17 protein-coding genes and 1 other annotated feature are annotated in these 15,355 nt (G+C 45.0%); of the genes, 2 read left to right on the forward strand and 15 right to left on the reverse strand.

Features of this window, described 5'->3' with window-relative positions:
• Positions 1–22 precede the first annotated feature (22 nt).
• The 7 genes from egsA to AC0OMU_RS14985 form a co-directional block, all read right to left on the reverse strand.
• Complete coding sequence (egsA, locus tag AC0OMU_RS14955) at positions 23–1,207, reverse strand: sn-glycerol-1-phosphate dehydrogenase (protein ID WP_047183000.1); 1,185 nt, start codon at positions 1,205–1,207, stop codon at positions 23–25.
• Positions 1,204–2,022, reverse strand: coding sequence for a sugar-phosphatase AraL (gene araL / locus AC0OMU_RS14960; RefSeq protein ID WP_080344279.1), 819 nt, complete (start codon positions 2,020–2,022; stop codon positions 1,204–1,206). Before araL ends, egsA begins: the two co-directional genes overlap by 4 nt.
• Positions 2,000–2,689 (reverse strand): L-ribulose-5-phosphate 4-epimerase, encoded by a 690-nt coding sequence (gene araD, locus AC0OMU_RS14965; protein ID WP_015384326.1) that lies wholly within the window; start codon positions 2,687–2,689, stop codon positions 2,000–2,002. The genes araL and araD overlap by 23 nt, the downstream gene beginning before the upstream one ends.
• 16 nt (positions 2,690–2,705) lie before the next feature.
• Positions 2,706–4,388, reverse strand: a complete 1,683-nt coding sequence (araB, locus tag AC0OMU_RS14970; protein WP_474222206.1) for a ribulokinase — start codon at positions 4,386–4,388, stop codon at positions 2,706–2,708.
• 13 nt (positions 4,389–4,401) lie between these two features.
• A complete protein-coding gene (gene araA, locus AC0OMU_RS14975; RefSeq protein ID WP_014477615.1) occupies positions 4,402–5,892 on the reverse strand; it encodes an L-arabinose isomerase in 1,491 nt (496 codons plus the stop codon).
• A 177-nt stretch (positions 5,893–6,069) separates the two neighbouring features.
• Positions 6,070–7,041, reverse strand: a complete 972-nt coding sequence (abnA, locus tag AC0OMU_RS14980; protein WP_327845057.1) for an arabinan endo-1,5-alpha-L-arabinosidase AbnA — start codon at positions 7,039–7,041, stop codon at positions 6,070–6,072.
• A 199-nt stretch (positions 7,042–7,240) separates the two neighbouring features.
• The gene (locus AC0OMU_RS14985) at positions 7,241–8,326 is read right to left on the reverse strand and encodes a M42 family metallopeptidase (RefSeq protein WP_063335818.1); all 1,086 of its coding nucleotides are present in this window, start codon (positions 8,324–8,326) and stop codon (positions 7,241–7,243) included.
• A 183-nt stretch (positions 8,327–8,509) separates the two neighbouring features.
• Between AC0OMU_RS14985 and ysdB the strand changes: the two genes are divergently transcribed.
• Complete coding sequence (gene ysdB, locus AC0OMU_RS14990; protein WP_003229493.1) at positions 8,510–8,902, forward strand: sigma W pathway protein YsdB; 393 nt, start codon at positions 8,510–8,512, stop codon at positions 8,900–8,902.
• A gap of 15 nt (positions 8,903–8,917) precedes the next feature.
• On the opposite strand, the gene AC0OMU_RS14995 is transcribed toward ysdB, so the two are convergent.
• From AC0OMU_RS14995 to infC, 4 genes are read right to left on the reverse strand one after another with little or no spacing between them, the layout of a single operon-like run.
• Positions 8,918–9,187, reverse strand: coding sequence for a DUF1294 domain-containing protein (locus AC0OMU_RS14995; protein WP_003229490.1), 270 nt, complete (start codon positions 9,185–9,187; stop codon positions 8,918–8,920).
• 56 nt (positions 9,188–9,243) lie between these two features.
• The gene (gene rplT / locus AC0OMU_RS15000) at positions 9,244–9,603 is read right to left on the reverse strand and encodes a 50S ribosomal protein L20 (RefSeq protein WP_003222420.1); all 360 of its coding nucleotides are present in this window, start codon (positions 9,601–9,603) and stop codon (positions 9,244–9,246) included.
• A gap of 31 nt (positions 9,604–9,634) precedes the next feature.
• Complete coding sequence (gene rpmI / locus AC0OMU_RS15005; protein ID WP_003222418.1) at positions 9,635–9,835, reverse strand: 50S ribosomal protein L35; 201 nt, start codon at positions 9,833–9,835, stop codon at positions 9,635–9,637.
• 12 nt (positions 9,836–9,847) lie between these two features.
• On the reverse strand, positions 9,848–10,369 hold the full coding sequence (gene infC / locus AC0OMU_RS15010; protein WP_010886591.1) for a translation initiation factor IF-3: 522 nt from the start codon (positions 10,367–10,369) through the stop codon (positions 9,848–9,850).
• Positions 10,370–10,427: 58 nt separating this feature from the next.
• Positions 10,428–10,558, reverse strand: a sequence feature (ribosomal protein L20 leader region).
• A 257-nt stretch (positions 10,559–10,815) separates the two neighbouring features.
• Between infC and AC0OMU_RS15015 the strand changes: the two genes are divergently transcribed.
• On the forward strand, positions 10,816–11,478 hold the full coding sequence (locus tag AC0OMU_RS15015) for a hypothetical protein (protein ID WP_474241266.1): 663 nt from the start codon (positions 10,816–10,818) through the stop codon (positions 11,476–11,478).
• Positions 11,479–11,509: 31 nt separating this feature from the next.
• Here AC0OMU_RS15015 and lrgB read toward each other — a convergent pair whose 3' ends face one another.
• From lrgB to lytS, 4 genes are all read right to left on the reverse strand, one after another.
• Complete coding sequence (gene lrgB, locus AC0OMU_RS15020) at positions 11,510–12,205, reverse strand: antiholin-like protein LrgB (protein WP_003229482.1); 696 nt, start codon at positions 12,203–12,205, stop codon at positions 11,510–11,512.
• A 21-nt stretch (positions 12,206–12,226) separates the two neighbouring features.
• A complete protein-coding gene (gene lrgA, locus AC0OMU_RS15025) occupies positions 12,227–12,667 on the reverse strand; it encodes an antiholin-like murein hydrolase modulator LrgA (protein ID WP_014477620.1) in 441 nt (146 codons plus the stop codon).
• Positions 12,668–12,800: 133 nt separating this feature from the next.
• Positions 12,801–13,526, reverse strand: coding sequence for a two-component system response regulator LytT (gene lytT, locus AC0OMU_RS15030; protein ID WP_015251493.1), 726 nt, complete (start codon positions 13,524–13,526; stop codon positions 12,801–12,803).
• On the reverse strand, positions 13,504–15,285 hold the full coding sequence (gene lytS / locus AC0OMU_RS15035; RefSeq protein WP_015384334.1) for a two-component system sensor histidine kinase LytS: 1,782 nt from the start codon (positions 15,283–15,285) through the stop codon (positions 13,504–13,506). Before lytS ends, lytT begins: the two co-directional genes overlap by 23 nt.
• Positions 15,286–15,355 lie beyond the last annotated feature (70 nt).

Below are 15,355 nucleotides of genomic sequence, written 5' to 3' on the forward strand. Positions count from 1 at the left end.
CCCCTTCCATTCGAGGTGCGGGCTATTCATATAGACCATGGTTGATCAGCGTTTTGTTTTCATTAATGATTCTTAATCCGGTGCAGCGGTCTCTTAAGGTGTGCGCGTGTCTGAAGGCATTCTTGACGGAATCCTGCCCGACACCGATTTCGTCAAAATACGCAGGGCCTCCGGCTGATCTCAGCCAATCAGCCAGCACTTCTCCTTCCGGGAGAGTTTGATAAGCCGATTGGATGGCTTGCCGCCGGCTCGGTGAAAATTCGTTCAGCCCGTCATCCTTAGCAAGCTTTCTGTATGTGTCAGTTAATAAAACAGCTGCACAGCCCACCTTTGCCCCATGAAGAATCTGTGGCCGTTTTTTCTCCATTAATTCCATCTCAATCCAATGTGAAATATGATGTTCTCCGCCTGATGCCGGGCGGGAATGATCTAATGCCAGCATGACAAGCCCCGATACGATTAAAGACTCCATCAAAACCTGTATGCCTGTTTCCGTTTTCATCGCAATGTCTTCTGTGTGTTCAATGCAGGCAGCAAGCGCCTCCTGAACAATCTTAGCTCCTGCTGGCGAATAAGGCTCGCCGGCAAGATGCCGGGATATTTCCCAATCTGCTAAAGACGTTATTTTACCGAGCATGTCACCAAACCCAGCCGCCACCATTGACTGGGGTGCCGCTTTTAATAGATCCAGATCAGCGAACAGTGCAGAAGGGGCCTTCGTTTGAATGGTTGTTTTCGTACCGTATAAAATAATCGGCGCCCCTGCTGATGTAAAACCGTCTACAGATGGAGCAGTCGGATAAGAAATAAACGGCAAATCTCTTTGAAACGCCGCAAAGCGGACGATATCATGAATCGTGCCCGAACCAACTGCGATCATGACATCCGTTGTTTGTTTCGTATGGATCAGCACATGAATGAGCGATCGTTCATCAGCTGTCACATCTCCGGCTTCATTTTCTGGAATGATCAGGCACTCGGCCTGAAATCCTTCTTGATTTAGCTGATTTTCCAGATCAATTCCTGCAATGCGGTGTGTATTCGCGTCGCAGACAAGGACAATATGTTTATTGTTTTTTCGTTTTACATAATTCAAAAGCGAATCAGCTGCTTGTTTACCGAGAACAATTTCTTCAACTTTTATAGGAAACGTCTTTTCTCCGGCGTGTTCAAAAGCACGCTGAACGTCAGCTGCGATACGATTCATATCAGAATCCCCTCCTCAGCCAATTTGGTTACATCCTTAATAGAATCCAGCACATAATCTGGTGTGTACAAACGCTGTTCGCCCTGTTTCGCAGAACCAGTAAGCACTAAGGCGCTTTTCATGCCATAAAGCTTCCCCATCGCAATGTCAGATTCAATGCTGTCTCCTATAATCATGCATTCATGTGCGGACAGCCCCATTGCTGTACAGGCAGCCTCCGCCATCAGCCATGACGGCTTACCGACAACAAGTTCAGTCTTCGCTTGTGCGGAAGCCTCTATCGCCCCAATCATTCCAGCCACATCAATGGCATTTCCGTCTTCGTTCGGAAAAGAGCGGTCTTTGTTTGTAGCAATAATACGAGCGCCGCCGGCAGCTGCTTGAAAGGCTTGATTTAAATCTTCGTACGTGACCGTTTCATGAAGGGAGATCACGAGCCAATCCGCTTCCTTCGGTTCGTTCGCGTGCTGCACACCGGCCAGCCTCAGCTCGTCAACCAAGCCTTGCTCCCCAAGCACCCATACCTTTGAAAAACGATAATGTTTTTTCAGAAAAGCCGCTGTCACGCTTGATGACAGAACAATGTCGTTTACGTCCGTTTCAATCCCCGCGCCAAGAAGTTTTTTTCTGCACATGGCACGGGAGATATTCCCCCGGTTGCTTAAAAAGACGATTTTCTTTCCCATTCTCCTAAGCGTTTTGATCGCTTCTCTTGCTCCTTCGATCAACTCATTTCCTCTGAATACAGTACCGTCCAAGTCAATCAGAATGCCGGCTGGTGACACAGGCGTATCATGACTGGCCATAATACGCATTTGCTCCGTGTTTTCGATAAAAATGCTTTTCATGCAGGACTGTATTGATTGGGGTTACATCCTTGTTCAGCATAATGGAGTGATAGGCCATTTCGGCAACCGTTTCTAATACAACTGCGTTATGAATGGCATTTAAGGCGTCAGTGCCCCAGCAGAACGGTCCGTGATTATTCACGAGCACACCCGGCACCTGTTCGTAGTTATGATGCTGAAAGGTTTCCGCTATGACTTTTCCTGTATTCAGTTCGTAGTCATGAATGATTTCTTCATCGTACATTTCTCGAGTACATGGAATCGCACTGTCAAAATAATCAGCATGGGTCGTGCCTAACGGAGGGATGTCTCTGCCCGATTGCGCCCAGCTTGTCGCCCATTGAGAATGGGTATGGACAATTCCCCCGATATTCGGAAAGGCTTTATATAAATAAACATGGGTAGGTGTATCTGAAGAAGGCTTAAGCGAGCCTTCGACGACCTCTCCATCAAGGTTCAAAACAACCAAGTCATCTGCTGTCAGGTCGCTGTATTCGACTCCGCTAGGTTTGATGACAATTCTTTCTTTTTCACGGTCAATACCGCTAACATTTCCCCACGTAAAGGTTACCAGCTGATGCTCTTGAAGCTTCAGGTTGGCAGTCAGCACTTCCTTTTTTAATGTTTCAAGCATGCTCCATCACCCTTTATCAATTCTTTTTGGCGGCAGATGAAAATTGAAGATTTTTGATCGTTTTCAGACGTTTCATGACATGGTTTTCTTTTCCGAAATAATGAACCAGCTCTTTATATTCAGCGTACAATTTTTCATAAACCGCGGCGTTTTCGGCATTTGGCGTATAAGTTATATCTTTCAGTTTTCCCATGTTCGCCGCTGCCTCTTTGATGTCATCGTAGCCGCCTTTTTCTTTGCCTGCTGCAAGCGCGCCGAAAATGGCAGATCCTAAGGCTGGGGCTTGCGGTGAACCAGAGATTTTAATGTCCATGTTTGTCACATCCGCATAAATCTGCATGACAAACGGGTTTTTCTCAGCTATTCCGCCGGCTGCGAACAGTTCCTCAATCGGAACACCGCTTTCTTTGAATGTTTCGATAATCATCCGTGTTCCGTAAGCTGTCGCCTCAACTAACGCTCTATAAATCTCTTCAGGCTTCGTCAGCAGTGTCATGCCAAGCATCATCCCTGTTAAATCTGCATCAACAAGAGTTGAACGGTTTCCATTCCACCAATCTAAAGCAAGCAGGCCGCTTTCACCTGGCGCTTGATGGTTTGCTTTCTCACTCAGCAGCTCATGAACGCCAATGTTTTTTTCCTTTGCTTCCTCTTGATAAGCTGGCGGGACACATGTTTTCACAAACCAGTCAAAATGATCGCCGACACAGGACTGCCCGGCTTCATATCCCGCATAGCCCGGGAGAATTCCATTGTCCACAACGCCGCACATACCTGGAACGATATGCACCTCTTCACCAAGAAGAACATGGCACGTTGAGGTTCCCATAATCATCAGCATTTTCCCTGGCTCTGTAATGCCGACCGCCGGTACGGAAACATGAGCGTCCACATTGGCAACCGCAACAGCCGTTCCCGGGAGAAGCCCTGTCAGTTTTGCCATTTTTTCAGTCAGACTGCCGGCTTTTTCTCCTACTGAATGAATAGAACCTGACAATTTGTCCTTTGTAATCGTTTTCATTGAAGGATTTAATTTCTCAAAGAAATCATCTGACGGATACCCCGCTTTTTCACTCCACATCGCTTTATACCCTGCGGTACAATTGCTTCGCTTGAGCGAGCCGCACAGCTGGTACACGATCCAGTCTGCAGCCTCGATGATCCGGTCAGCCGCTTCATAAATGTGAGGCGCTTCCTCGGCAATTTGCATGACCTTTGGAATCATCCATTCTGATGAAATTTTTCCTCCGTACCGCTGTAAAAAAGCCTCTCCTTCTTCTTCCGCGATTTGATTGAGCCGATCAGCATGTTTTTGGGCCGCATGATGCTTCCAGAGCTTCACATAGCTGTGCGGCTCCTCTTCATATTCAGGCAGCATGCATAACGGCTGCCCGCTGCTGTCAATAGGAAGGATCGTACATGCCGTGAAATCAATTCCAATCCCGATAATGTCTTTCGGTTCAACGCCCGTCTGTTCGAGTAAAGACGGAATGGTTGTTTCCAAGACTTCGAGGTAATCAGCAGGGTGCTGCAGCGCCCAGTCGCGCGGCAGCTTTTGACCCGTTTTTGGAAGGATGGTATCAATGACAGCATGCCTGTATTCTTTTACAGCAGCCGCAAGTTCCTCCCCTGTTTGGACATGAACGAGCACCGCTCTTCCTGATAAAGTTCCAAAATCAACCCCTATTGTGTAAGCCATGTGACATCCCCCTCTACTTTTGAAGCCGGTAAAGCGCCTCGTTCCATTTTAACTCGTGTTTCAGTTTATGAATTGTCGTATCACGGGAAATGAGAACACTTTCGATCCCCGCCATTTCCGCCCAATCAAGCATTTGCTCCGCTGTCAGTTCATAAGACAGGCAGGTATGGTGTGCACCGCCGGCTAAAATCCATGCCTCCGCTGCTGTTTTCAATGACGGCTCCGGCTTCCAGAGAACACGGGCAACCGGTAAATTCGGCATGTCTTTTTCAATTTCCTGGCCGTTGACTTCATTCAGCACAAGGCGGAAACGCCCGCCAATATCAACAATGCTAGCTTGAATGGCAGAACCGCTGATGCCGTTAAATACAAAACGCGCAGGGTCTTCTTTGCCGCCAATCGAAAGCGGATGAACCTCGATTTTCGGCTGATCCAAAGCGACAGTCGGACACACTTCAAGCATGTGAGAGCCCAGAATCATTTCATTTCCCGGTTCAAAATGGTACGTGTAATCTTCCATGAAGGAAGTTCTTTTTCCTTTAGCCATGATTTTCATCATCCGTACAAGGGCCGCTGTCTTCCAATCTCCTTCACCGGCAAACCCGTAGCCTTTCTCCATCAGGCGCTGAACGGCAAGTCCCGGCAGCTGTTTCATTCCGTGCAGCACTTCAAACGATGTCGTAAACGCTGTGTATCCGCCTTGCTCAAGAAAAGCGGTTAAGCCAAGTTCAATTTTCGCCTGTTCTTTAATGGACGCTACCTTTGCTTCGTCACGTTTTGTTTCCTCACTGATCACATATAGTCTGTCATACTCCGCATAAAGCGTGTCAACCTCGTCGTCCGTAATGCGATCCATCACTTCAACAAGATCTCCTATGCCATATCCGTCAACCTGCCAGCCAAATTGAATATGCGCTCCCACCTTGTCTCCGTCCGTTACCGCGACATGACGCATATTATCTCCAAATCTGGCAACCTTAATATGTCTGCTTTCATTTAATGCAGCCGCCGTATCCATCCACTGGGACATTTCTTTTTTCACTTCTTCATCATCCCAATAGCCGGCAATGACTTTTCGGCTAAGCCCCATTCTCGAGTTGATGTAACCGTACTCTCGATCGCCATGTGCGGATTGGTTGCTGTTCATAAAATCCATGTCAATCGTACCCCACGGGATATCGCGATTATATTGGGTATGCAAATGCATAAGCGGTTTTTGATAAGAGGAAAGGCCTTCTATCCACATTTTTGCAGGGGAAAATGTGTGCATCCATGTAATGATGCCAGCGCATGTCTCACTGTACTCCGCTTCTCTTAACAGCTCTCTGATGGTTTCCGGTGAAGTGACGACGGGCTTATGAGTGATTTTATATCTGGAAGAAACCCCGCTGAGCCCCTCACAAATGCTTTTAGCATGCTGATCTACAAGTTCCAGCGTCTCTTCCCCGTATAGGTGCTGGCTTCCTGTCACAAACCAGAATTCATAATCCTTTGTCTGAAGCATGTAAACTGCCCCTTTCTCATAAAATAAAACGCTTTCAATTATAAAAGATACGTACTAATGATAGATAATAAACCTATAAATAAATATTTGTACGAACAATTTTATTATAGTAATTGACTATTATACTGTCAATCTTTTCTTTTAAAAAAAGCCGGGCTCTCCCCCCGGCTTTTTGATTCAATAGGACGGCCAGCCCGAGCTCCAATTCAAATCATTGATAAGAAGCTTCGGAATGCCGTTGTTATTGGCATCATAGGCATGGCGAACAAGAATGTTTCCATTTACAATATCCTGGCCTCCAGGTCCTTTCCATTGGTCATTGCCCGAATCCAAAATGGTGCCTCCGCCTTCGAGCATGCTTTTTCCGCTTTTATCAAGATAAGGGCCTGTAATGTTTTTAGATCTTCCGTAAGCAATTTTGTACGTACTGTTTACTCCAGCACAGCATTTATCAAATGAAACCATTAAATAGTAGTAACCATTTTGATACGTAAGAGTAGGAGCTTCTAAGGCATCGCCATTATTCGGTCTGGCTGCAATCGAATAGAGCGAGCCAGTAGGCTTCATCGTATTCTTATCAAGCTTGGTCAGCTTAATGCCGGTCCAAAACGAGCCAAACGCGAGCCACGGGTTGCCATCCTTGTCGAATGTCAGCTCCGGATCAATGGCGTTATAATTATTTGAGCTTGTCGAACGAATCACCAAGCCCTCGTCCTTCCAGCTCCCCGAACTAATGCTTGTGGAAGATGCCAGGCCAATGACAGATGTATTGCTTCCAAAAGTAGAAACAGAATAATACAGCCAGTACTTTCCGTTATAGTATTGGATGTCCGGCGCCCATTGGTTTGGCTCGTAATTCGGCACATAATTGGACCACCACGATAGCGGTGTGCTAAAAATGGATTTTTGTACGGTCCAATTTTTAGCGTCTGAAGACTTCAACACCCGCAGTCCCCGTTCTTCCGTAAGCCCTGTTCCGAGCGCATACCATGAGCTCCCCTCTTTAATCATAGTCGGATCATGAAGGAGCTCATTGGATGCACCCCAAAATGCTGCCTCTGCAGGAGCAGCGGAAGTGAATATCAAACCTGCAGCCAGAGCAGCACTCGAAAAGTGTAAGAAGCGTTTCCATGTTTTTTTCTTTTTCAATGTTGTTCAACCTCCTTTATATTAGAGAGCGCTTACAAATTAGATTGTTTATCCTCCCTTCCTGTCAAATCGAGCTGCGTGTCGTATATCGTCATGTTCAGGAAATTTTCGGTATCCTCTTTATTGTAGTCACTATGCTGTAATTTGTACAGACAAAAAAATAGAATCCGCCTCAATAGGCGGATTCTTCCGTATCTTTTTATTGGTACGTAATTTCGTCAACCGTTTTTCGGTCTAACTTCTTAATGACTTCTGTAATTAACTTTACCGCGTTTTCATAATCATCACGATGCAGCATGGCCGCGTGCGTATGAATGTAGCGGGTTGCAATAGTAATGGACAGCGCAGGAACGCCATTTGCCGTCAAATGGATGGCACCCGAATCAGTTCCGCCGCCGGCAATGGCATCAAATTGGTACGGAATGCCGGCTTCCTCCGCAGTGGCTACAACTGCATCGCGCAAACCTTTGTGAGAGACCATGGATGCATCGTAAACGATAATCTGCGGGCCTTTGCCCATTTTGCTCTGCGCTTCCTTCTCGGAAATGCCAGGCGTGTCTCCTGCTATCCCTACATCAACACCAAACGCAATATCAGGCTGAATGGTGTGTGCAGCCGTTTTCGCTCCCCTCAGGCCGACTTCCTCCTGCACGGTTCCGACGCCATACACTATATTTGGATGGTCTGTGTTTTGTAAGTTTCTTAACACATCAATTGCAATCGCACAGCCGATGCGGTTGTCCCAGGCCTTTGCGAGTAGGAATTTTTCATTGTTCATGACCGTAAATTCAAAATGCGGAACGATCATATCTCCCGGAAGTACACCCCACTCCAAGGCTTCTTCCCGGCTTGAAGCTCCGATATCAATAAACATGTCTTTTATTTCCACTGATTTTTTTCTTGCTTCAGGAGACAAAATATGAGGCGGCTTAGATCCGATAACCCCAGTGATTTCTCCTTTTTTTGTGACAATGGTGACCCGCTGGGCAAGCATAACCTGAGCCCACCAGCCGCCAACGGTTTGAAAACGGATAAAGCCTTTATCTGTGATTTGTGTCACCATAAAGCCGACTTCATCCAAATGTCCGGCGATCATAATTTTCGGGCCGTTTTCTGCACCAGTTTTTTTGGCAATTAAACTGCCCAGGCGATCTGTTATCACCTCATCAGCAAATGGTTCTATGTATGATTTCATCACTTGCCTTACTTCTCTTTCATTGCCCGGTATGCCTTTTGCATCTGTTAAATCTTTCAGCATGGTCAATGTTTCATCTAATTTTGCCATGTTCCAAACCCTCCTTCATCAGTCCTGCATTCTTATTATACAAAACATGGCGCTAACCATACGACTATTTCACTTGAAAATCGGGTATATGTTTTTACAGCTTTCTTTTAGAAAAAGTGAAACCTTTTTCTATGCTTTTCGTATTACATCAGATCATCACAATAAGGGAGGTGCCTTCACACAATGTTTGTCATGGTTCTAAGGATTATTTTGCTTGCACTTTTTGCTTATTGTATTTATGCCGTGGTCAAATATGTCGCGAATCCTAAGAGAAGGCTTAAGCTGGCCCAATCAAAAGAACATTTTTATATTATTGATGAACAAAACAATACCCGGAAGAATTTTCAGCTGACGTATAAAGGCGTGCTTTTTGAGGGAGAAAAGCATATTCCTTCCAAGGATCATCCGCTGTTTATTCACACGATCTTTGTCTGGACAGAATCTCCTGAGAAGCTGAAACATTTCTCTGCAAAAGATTTTGAGAACATTGAAGAAAAAGTGCTGGAACGATATCCAAATTGTAAGATTGACTGGGACCAACCCATTAAACTCGCAAAAAAAGCAGAAGAGCGTTAAACGCTTTTCTGCTTTTTATAAATCAAACGGGCTATAGTAAATAGCGATGAGAATCGCTTCAATTACCAGAAGAAGCGGTACTCCATACTTAAAAGAAGCGTGTTTCGTTTTATGTCTGAAGGTTTGCATACCAAGCCAGACACCGAGCGCTCCAAACACGATGGCTATCAGCCACAGCCGGTCTTCAGAAATTCTCCACTTGTGCTGCTGCGCTTTGCGTTTGTCAATGCCCATCACCCAAAAACCGCACAGATTAATCAACACCAAATAAGCTGCAATAATCATGTTGCCTCATCCTTTATATAGAAAAAGCCGCTCTGCTGGAGAGCGGCTCTATATGATTACTTGTTTAATTGAGCTTTAGCAGCATCAGCAAGCTGATTGAATGCAGTAAGATCGTTTACAGCAAGATCAGCAAGCATTTTACGGTTTACTTCGATACCAGAAAGCTTAAGACCGTGCATTAAACGGCTGTAAGAAAGGCCGTTCATGCGAGCAGCTGCGTTGATACGAGTGATCCAAAGTTTACGGAAATCACGTTTTTTCTGACGACGGTCACGGAAAGCATAGTTTCCAGATTTCATGACCTGCTGGTTAGCTACTTTGTATAATGTATGTTTTGAACCGAAATAACCTTTTGCTAATTTAAGAACCTTTTTACGACGCTTACGTGTAACAGTTCCGCCTTTTACTCTTGGCATTGAATTTCCCTCCTAATTGTTCCTTATCCGATTACTTGATGTTAGCAAGCATTTGTTTGATACGTTTGAAGTCTCCTGCGCTTACAACAGCACTCTTGCGAAGCTTACGCTTTTGCTTTTGAGATTTGTTGGCGAATAAGTGACTTGTGTACGCGTGAGAACGTTTTAACTTCCCAGAACCTGTCTTTTTAAAACGTTTAGCAGATCCGCGGTGAGTTTTCATTTTTGGCATGGGATTTCCTCCTTATTGCTTTTCGTTTTTCGGTGCGAGCATTAAGAACATGCTGCGGCCGTCCATTTTTGGTTTTGTTTCGACTGTCGCAACCTCAGCACATGCTTCGGAGAAACGGTCTAATACACGCTGACCGATTTCTTTATGAGTGATTGCGCGTCCTTTAAAGCGGATAGAAGCTTTCACTTTATCGCCTTTTTCAAGGAATTTAATCGCATTGCGCAATTTCGTGTTAAAGTCATGCTCATCGATTGTCGGACTTAACCGAACTTCTTTTAAGTTAATGATTTTTTGATTCTTGCGTGCTTCTTTTTCCTTTTTCTGCTGCTCAAATCGGAACTTACCGTAGTCCATGATTCGGCAGACAGGCGGTTTTGCATTCGCTGCAACTAACACAAGGTCAAGATTTGCGCGGCCGGCGATTTCAAGTGCTTCCTGACGGGACTTGATTCCAAGCTGGTCGCCATTTTGTCCGATTAAACGGACCTCACGTGCACGGATACCCTCATTAACCAATTGATCTTTGCTAATAATGAGCCACCTCCATAGTTTCTTCGAATTGATTCACAACTCATTTTGAATGCATTTTGCAGGCAAACAAAAAGTGTGGGCATTATAAAACACCCACACTACGAACATCTGTATCAATAAAAATGTACGGTCAACCTGCCAACTACATGCATGTGTCAATCAGGTGAGAAGCGGGTGCTTCTGCTTGTGATTTATATTCAATTCAATAACTATTCTACACAATACCGGATCTTTAGTCAAGGACGACTTATCCGGAACAACTTTTACATTGTAACATGGGTTTTCTATGAGCGCAAGAGAGAAAAAGAAAATCTTTCATCCCCACCCAGAATGCAAAGAGCCAACAATTCCCCCCTTATTTCGCAATTTACAACAAAACCACCGACAGGAAGAAATGTAAAACAAAGTTAATCTCTGACCGATATAAGAAGCAGAAGGGAGCCTGACACATGAACAAACTGATACAGCTTGCTTTATTTTTCACATTGATATTAACCGGTTGCTCGAATAGCAGCACATCTTCCGAATCAAAAGTCGAAACTGTTAAGACAACTGCAGCATTTCCTCAAAAGGAGCTGGAGAAAGAGCTAAAAAAACTAAAACCCGTTTCATTAGACATGAAGTTCGAGAGTCCACTCGCTACTGAGTTAGGAAAACGGAAGGCAAAAGAAGAAGCTGAAAAGCAAAGACAAATCGCCGCCGAGAAAAAGCTTGAAAAAGAACGGGAGGCGAAACGAAAGAAACAGCAGGAGGAAAAAGCGGAGAGACAGCGATTAGCAGACCAGCAGGCGGCAGAGAATCAGCGATTAGCGGAAGCAAAAAGACAAGCTGAACTTGAAAGACAGCGGCAGGCAGCAATCAAAAAAGAGCAGAAAGCGAACGCTGAGAAAAAGCGGCAATCACAGGCACAACGGCAGCAGACCGAGGCACCCTCATTTAATAGTAAAAATCCACCATCTTCCTCGAGTCAGACAGATAAAACCATTCAACAGCCGGCTTCAGAGCTTCCTGATGACGATGGTTATGGTTATGAAGAACGAAAAAAGTGGCATGACGATCAAGTAGAATGGGGCATTAAACAAGGGTATATCGATCCCGAAGACGCACCATAAAATAAAAAAAGCCATGGCATTCAGCCTTGGCTTATCCTCCGATCAGCTGCACGAACACTGGGATGACCAGAACCGTTACCACTCCTACTACGACAACAGCAATGCTTGCCATAGCAGCTTCAACTTCTCCCATCTCAATCCCGACCGCTACACCAAGTGCATGTCCGGATGTTCCAAGAGCCAATCCTTTAGAAATCGGATTTTTCACTTTAAACACCTTCAAGAACAATGCTCCGAGCGCATATACGATGACAGCGTTAAAGATGACCGCAAAGGCTGTGATGTCGCTGATGCCCCCGATGCCTTTTGATAAAGGAAGCGCAATTGCCGTTGTAGCCGCCTGCGGAAGCATGCTTTTCATTACGGCCGAATCGAGATGAATGCCTTTAGCGAGCAAATAAACAATCGTGACAGAGCAGATAGAGCCGGCAATAATGGAGGCCATGATTTGCCACCAGTATTTTTTAAGCTTATCTCTTTGTTTGTACAAAGGAATTGCAAATGCGATCGTTGCCGGTTCAAGGAAAAACTTAATGATCTCTCCCCCGTTATTATAATCCGCGTAGGAAAAACCGCCGATTTTTAAAAATGCGATCCCCAGCACCATGGCAACAAACAAAGGAGTGAAAAGGAAGAAGCCTTTCGTTTTCTTAAATAAAAAGGTGCCGATGCCGAATGCAGCAAGTGATACGACAATCCCAAAATAAGGACTCATTGTGCTTTCCATGTGAAGAACCTCCTGTTTCCCTTAATGGTGAACGAGTTCGTTATTGTTCTGCGGGCTTTGCACTGTTTTTGTTTTCATGTCCGCTGCGGTTTTGCGTTTTCCGCTCAGCGAAAGAATCAGCTGAGAAAACAATCCCGTAGCCCCCAGCAAAATAATCGTTGCGAGCAGAATGACAAGAACAATTTGCAGGCCGTATTGCTGCATCACACCAAGCGAATTCATAACAGATATACCTGACGGAACAAATAAAAATCCGATCAGAGAGGTTAAAGACGTTCCGAGCGTTTCCACTTGTTCCAGTTTAATGACTTTCAAACATAATAGGAGAAATAATAAGACCAACCCTACAACCGATGCCGGGATAGGTATTGGGACAATAGCGGCAATCATATTCGAAACCAGCATAATGACGGCAAAAATAAATGCTTGTGTTAAAAACCCGTACACTTTTTTAGCACTCATTTTCTTCACCTCTTTCTCTTTGGTACCCTCATTATAAATAAGAATTCCCTGTTATAAAGCGCTTACAAGATAACTTGCCGAATAGCGGGTCTGAGTTGCAGAATCAAATGGCTGAAATGCAAAAAGCCGCCCATCAAATATGGAGCAGCTTTTTCAATTCCTTCGCATATGTCCGGCTGACCGGTATTTTCGATCCGTCTTTCATGATCAGATTATACGTTGAATTAAACCATGGCTGAATTTCTTTAATATATTCGGTATTCACGACAAAGCTCCGATGGACGCGGATAAAATCAGAATCCGGCAGCTTTTTCTCAATCACAACGAGTGTATCGCTGACCGTATAAGAATGATCGAAGGTTTTTACATTGACATGACCATCTTCTGTTCCGGCATAGATAATGTCCTTCGTATCCACAATCACAATCGATTCCCCCACAGATAGCGCGAGCTTGTGCTGGCCAGCATGGCTGTTTTGCTCTGTTTCTACAATATCCCGATTGACTTTTTTATATTTTTTCAGCGTTTGCTGAATTCTTTCTTCATCGAAAGGCTTGGTTAAATAATCAAGAGCGTCCACCTCAAACGCTTTGAGCGCATACTGGTCATACGCTGTCGCAAACACAACAGCAGGAGGATGCTTCATTTTTTTCAATCGCTTTGCGATATCAAAACCGTTTTCTCCGGATAAATCAACATCTAAAAACAGCAAATCAGGTTTTTGATCCATCATTTGGTCAAAAGCGGATTCGATATTTTCCGCTTCATTGATTTCCATTTCCTCATTGGTCCGCTTAAGCAAGTAAGCCAGTTCATCTCTTGCCAGCATCTCATCATCAACTATTAACACCCTGAGCATGTTCTTCTCCCTCTTTCATCTGTTGCATTGGCACTTGAAAGGAAACCTCTGTCCCTTTATGAACCTCACTGCTGATATGCAGTGCAGCCTGCTGTCCGAATAAACCGATCAGCCGCTGATTTAGGTTATAAAGCGCTGTACCGGTTCCCTCCTTAGACGGAAACGGTTTCTTTCCCAGTTCCGACAAGACGTCCGGCGGAATTCCGCGTCCGTTATCCGCCACCTTCATATAGACGGATGCATCATCAGATAAGACACAGACTGTAACCTTGCATATGTCTTGTTTTTTCGGAAACGCGTGCCGAAGCGCGTTCTCGACAAGCACCTGCAAAACAAACGGAGGGATATCAATCTGCTCCAGTCTGCTGTCGATATTAAGCTCAATTTTATATTTCCCGGGAAAACGCGCCTGTTCTAATGACAAATAGGCGTTAAGATGGTTCAGCTCCTTTGAGAGCGGAATCAGCAGCTGTCTCGCTCCTTGAAGGTTTGAACGAAAATAAACACTGAGCTGCAATAGGAGCTTACGGGTTTTTTCAACATCTGTACGGCATAGCGCAGAAATCGTGTTGATCGCATTAAATAAAAAATGCGGATTCACCTGTGCTTGAAGCGCTTTAATTTCAGCATCCTTGAGAAGTTTGCTTTGCAGCTCTGCTTCCCCAAGCTCAAGCTGTGTCGAAAACAGCATGGCCAGCCCCTCGGCAAGTTCCTCCTCTACCTGACTCAGGCCTGCCGGGCTTTTAAAGTACATTTTTAAGGTGCCGATTGTATTGCCGTTCGATGTCAGCGGCAGGACAATTGCAGCGTGCAAAGGGCATTCAGCATGCGTGCATTCAATTTCTTCCTGCGAAATCGCCTTCATAATATGCCCTGTTTTAATCACCTTTTTGGACAGGCCGGTGATCAAACTTTTCGATGGGATGTGGTGATCCATTCCCGCACCGACATGCGCAAGGATCTTTTCTTTGTCAGTGAGAGACACCGCATCTGTTCCTGTCAGCTTATGGATAATAGCCGCTACACTTTTACAGGAGTTTTCATTTAATCCTTGGCGAAAAAATGGAAGTGTCTGATCAGCAATTGTCAGCACTCGATGCGTTTCGAGAGCCCTTGCCTGTTCTTCCTTGCGAATGATCGCTTGAATAATAGACAGAAAAATAAAACTGCCTGTTCCATTGATGAGTATCATCGGAATTCCGATCATGCTGACAAGCTCCCAAGCGTCACTGAACGGCTTTGCCATCAGCAAAATAATGATCATTTGCAGTGACTCCATGCCGATTCCCACAAGAGCGGCGATGCGCGGTGTCGGCATTCGATATCGCTTCGTAAAATACCTGCCGATCAAGCCTGCAAGAACACCCGCTAAAATAGATGATACGGCACAGCTTAAGGCCGTGCTGCCACCGAGTGAAAAACGATGCAGGCCCGCCAGTATGCCGATCCCAGCCCCTACAAACGGACCTCCGAGAAGGCCCCCAATTTCCACGCCCAAAATACGGGTATTCGCGATAGAGCCCGATGGATCTATCGTAAACACCCAGTCATTGTTTACAATCATATTTCTTTGAATTTCGATGCCTGTATAATTGCTGATGATGCTGAAAAGAGAAAAAATAGAAATTAAAATCGCTTTTCCTTTATAGCCGTCCTGATTCTGAAGAGCTTGTCTGAAAAGTTTCGTATGGGCGAGAATGAACCCTAATATAACAATAATCCCCACTCTCTCCAGCATCATAATCATTAAATGAATCATTCATGTCACCTGTTCTTTCCGTTTTCATTCTAGCATGTTTTCGTTTTACGGCTGACTGTTTTTTTAAAAT

The sequence above is a fragment of the Bacillus sp. FAU18 genome, assembly GCF_056033885.1.

Bases quoted from the DNA above. Each gene is read 5' to 3' on its own strand.
- egsA (WP_047183000.1), bottom strand. From the start codon at position 1,207: ATGAATCGTATCGCAGCTGACGTTCAGCGTGCTTTTGAACACGCCGGA.
- araL (WP_080344279.1), bottom strand. From the start codon at position 2,022: ATGCGTATTATGGCCAGTCATGATACGCCTGTGTCACCAGCCGGCATT.
- araD (WP_015384326.1), bottom strand. From the start codon at position 2,689: ATGCTTGAAACATTAAAAAAGGAAGTGCTGACTGCCAACCTGAAGCTT.
- araB (WP_474222206.1), bottom strand. From the start codon at position 4,388: ATGGCTTACACAATAGGGGTTGATTTTGGAACTTTATCAGGAAGAGCG.
- araA (WP_014477615.1), bottom strand. From the start codon at position 5,892: ATGCTTCAGACAAAGGATTATGAATTCTGGTTTGTGACAGGAAGCCAG.
- AC0OMU_RS14985 (WP_063335818.1), bottom strand. From the start codon at position 8,326: ATGGCAAAATTAGATGAAACATTGACCATGCTGAAAGATTTAACAGAT.
- ysdB (WP_003229493.1), top strand. From the start codon at position 8,510: ATGTTTGTCATGGTTCTAAGGATTATTTTGCTTGCACTTTTTGCTTAT.
- AC0OMU_RS14995 (WP_003229490.1), bottom strand. From the start codon at position 9,187: ATGATTATTGCAGCTTATTTGGTGTTGATTAATCTGTGCGGTTTTTGG.
- rplT (WP_003222420.1), bottom strand. From the start codon at position 9,603: ATGCCAAGAGTAAAAGGCGGAACTGTTACACGTAAGCGTCGTAAAAAG.
- rpmI (WP_003222418.1), bottom strand. From the start codon at position 9,835: ATGCCAAAAATGAAAACTCACCGCGGATCTGCTAAACGTTTTAAAAAG.
- AC0OMU_RS15015 (WP_474241266.1), top strand. From the start codon at position 10,816: ATGAACAAACTGATACAGCTTGCTTTATTTTTCACATTGATATTAACC.
- lrgB (WP_003229482.1), bottom strand. From the start codon at position 12,205: ATGGAAAGCACAATGAGTCCTTATTTTGGGATTGTCGTATCACTTGCT.
- lrgA (WP_014477620.1), bottom strand. From the start codon at position 12,667: ATGAGTGCTAAAAAAGTGTACGGGTTTTTAACACAAGCATTTATTTTT.
- lytT (WP_015251493.1), bottom strand. From the start codon at position 13,526: ATGCTCAGGGTGTTAATAGTTGATGATGAGATGCTGGCAAGAGATGAA.
- lytS (WP_015384334.1), bottom strand. From the start codon at position 15,285: ATGATTCATTTAATGATTATGATGCTGGAGAGAGTGGGGATTATTGTT.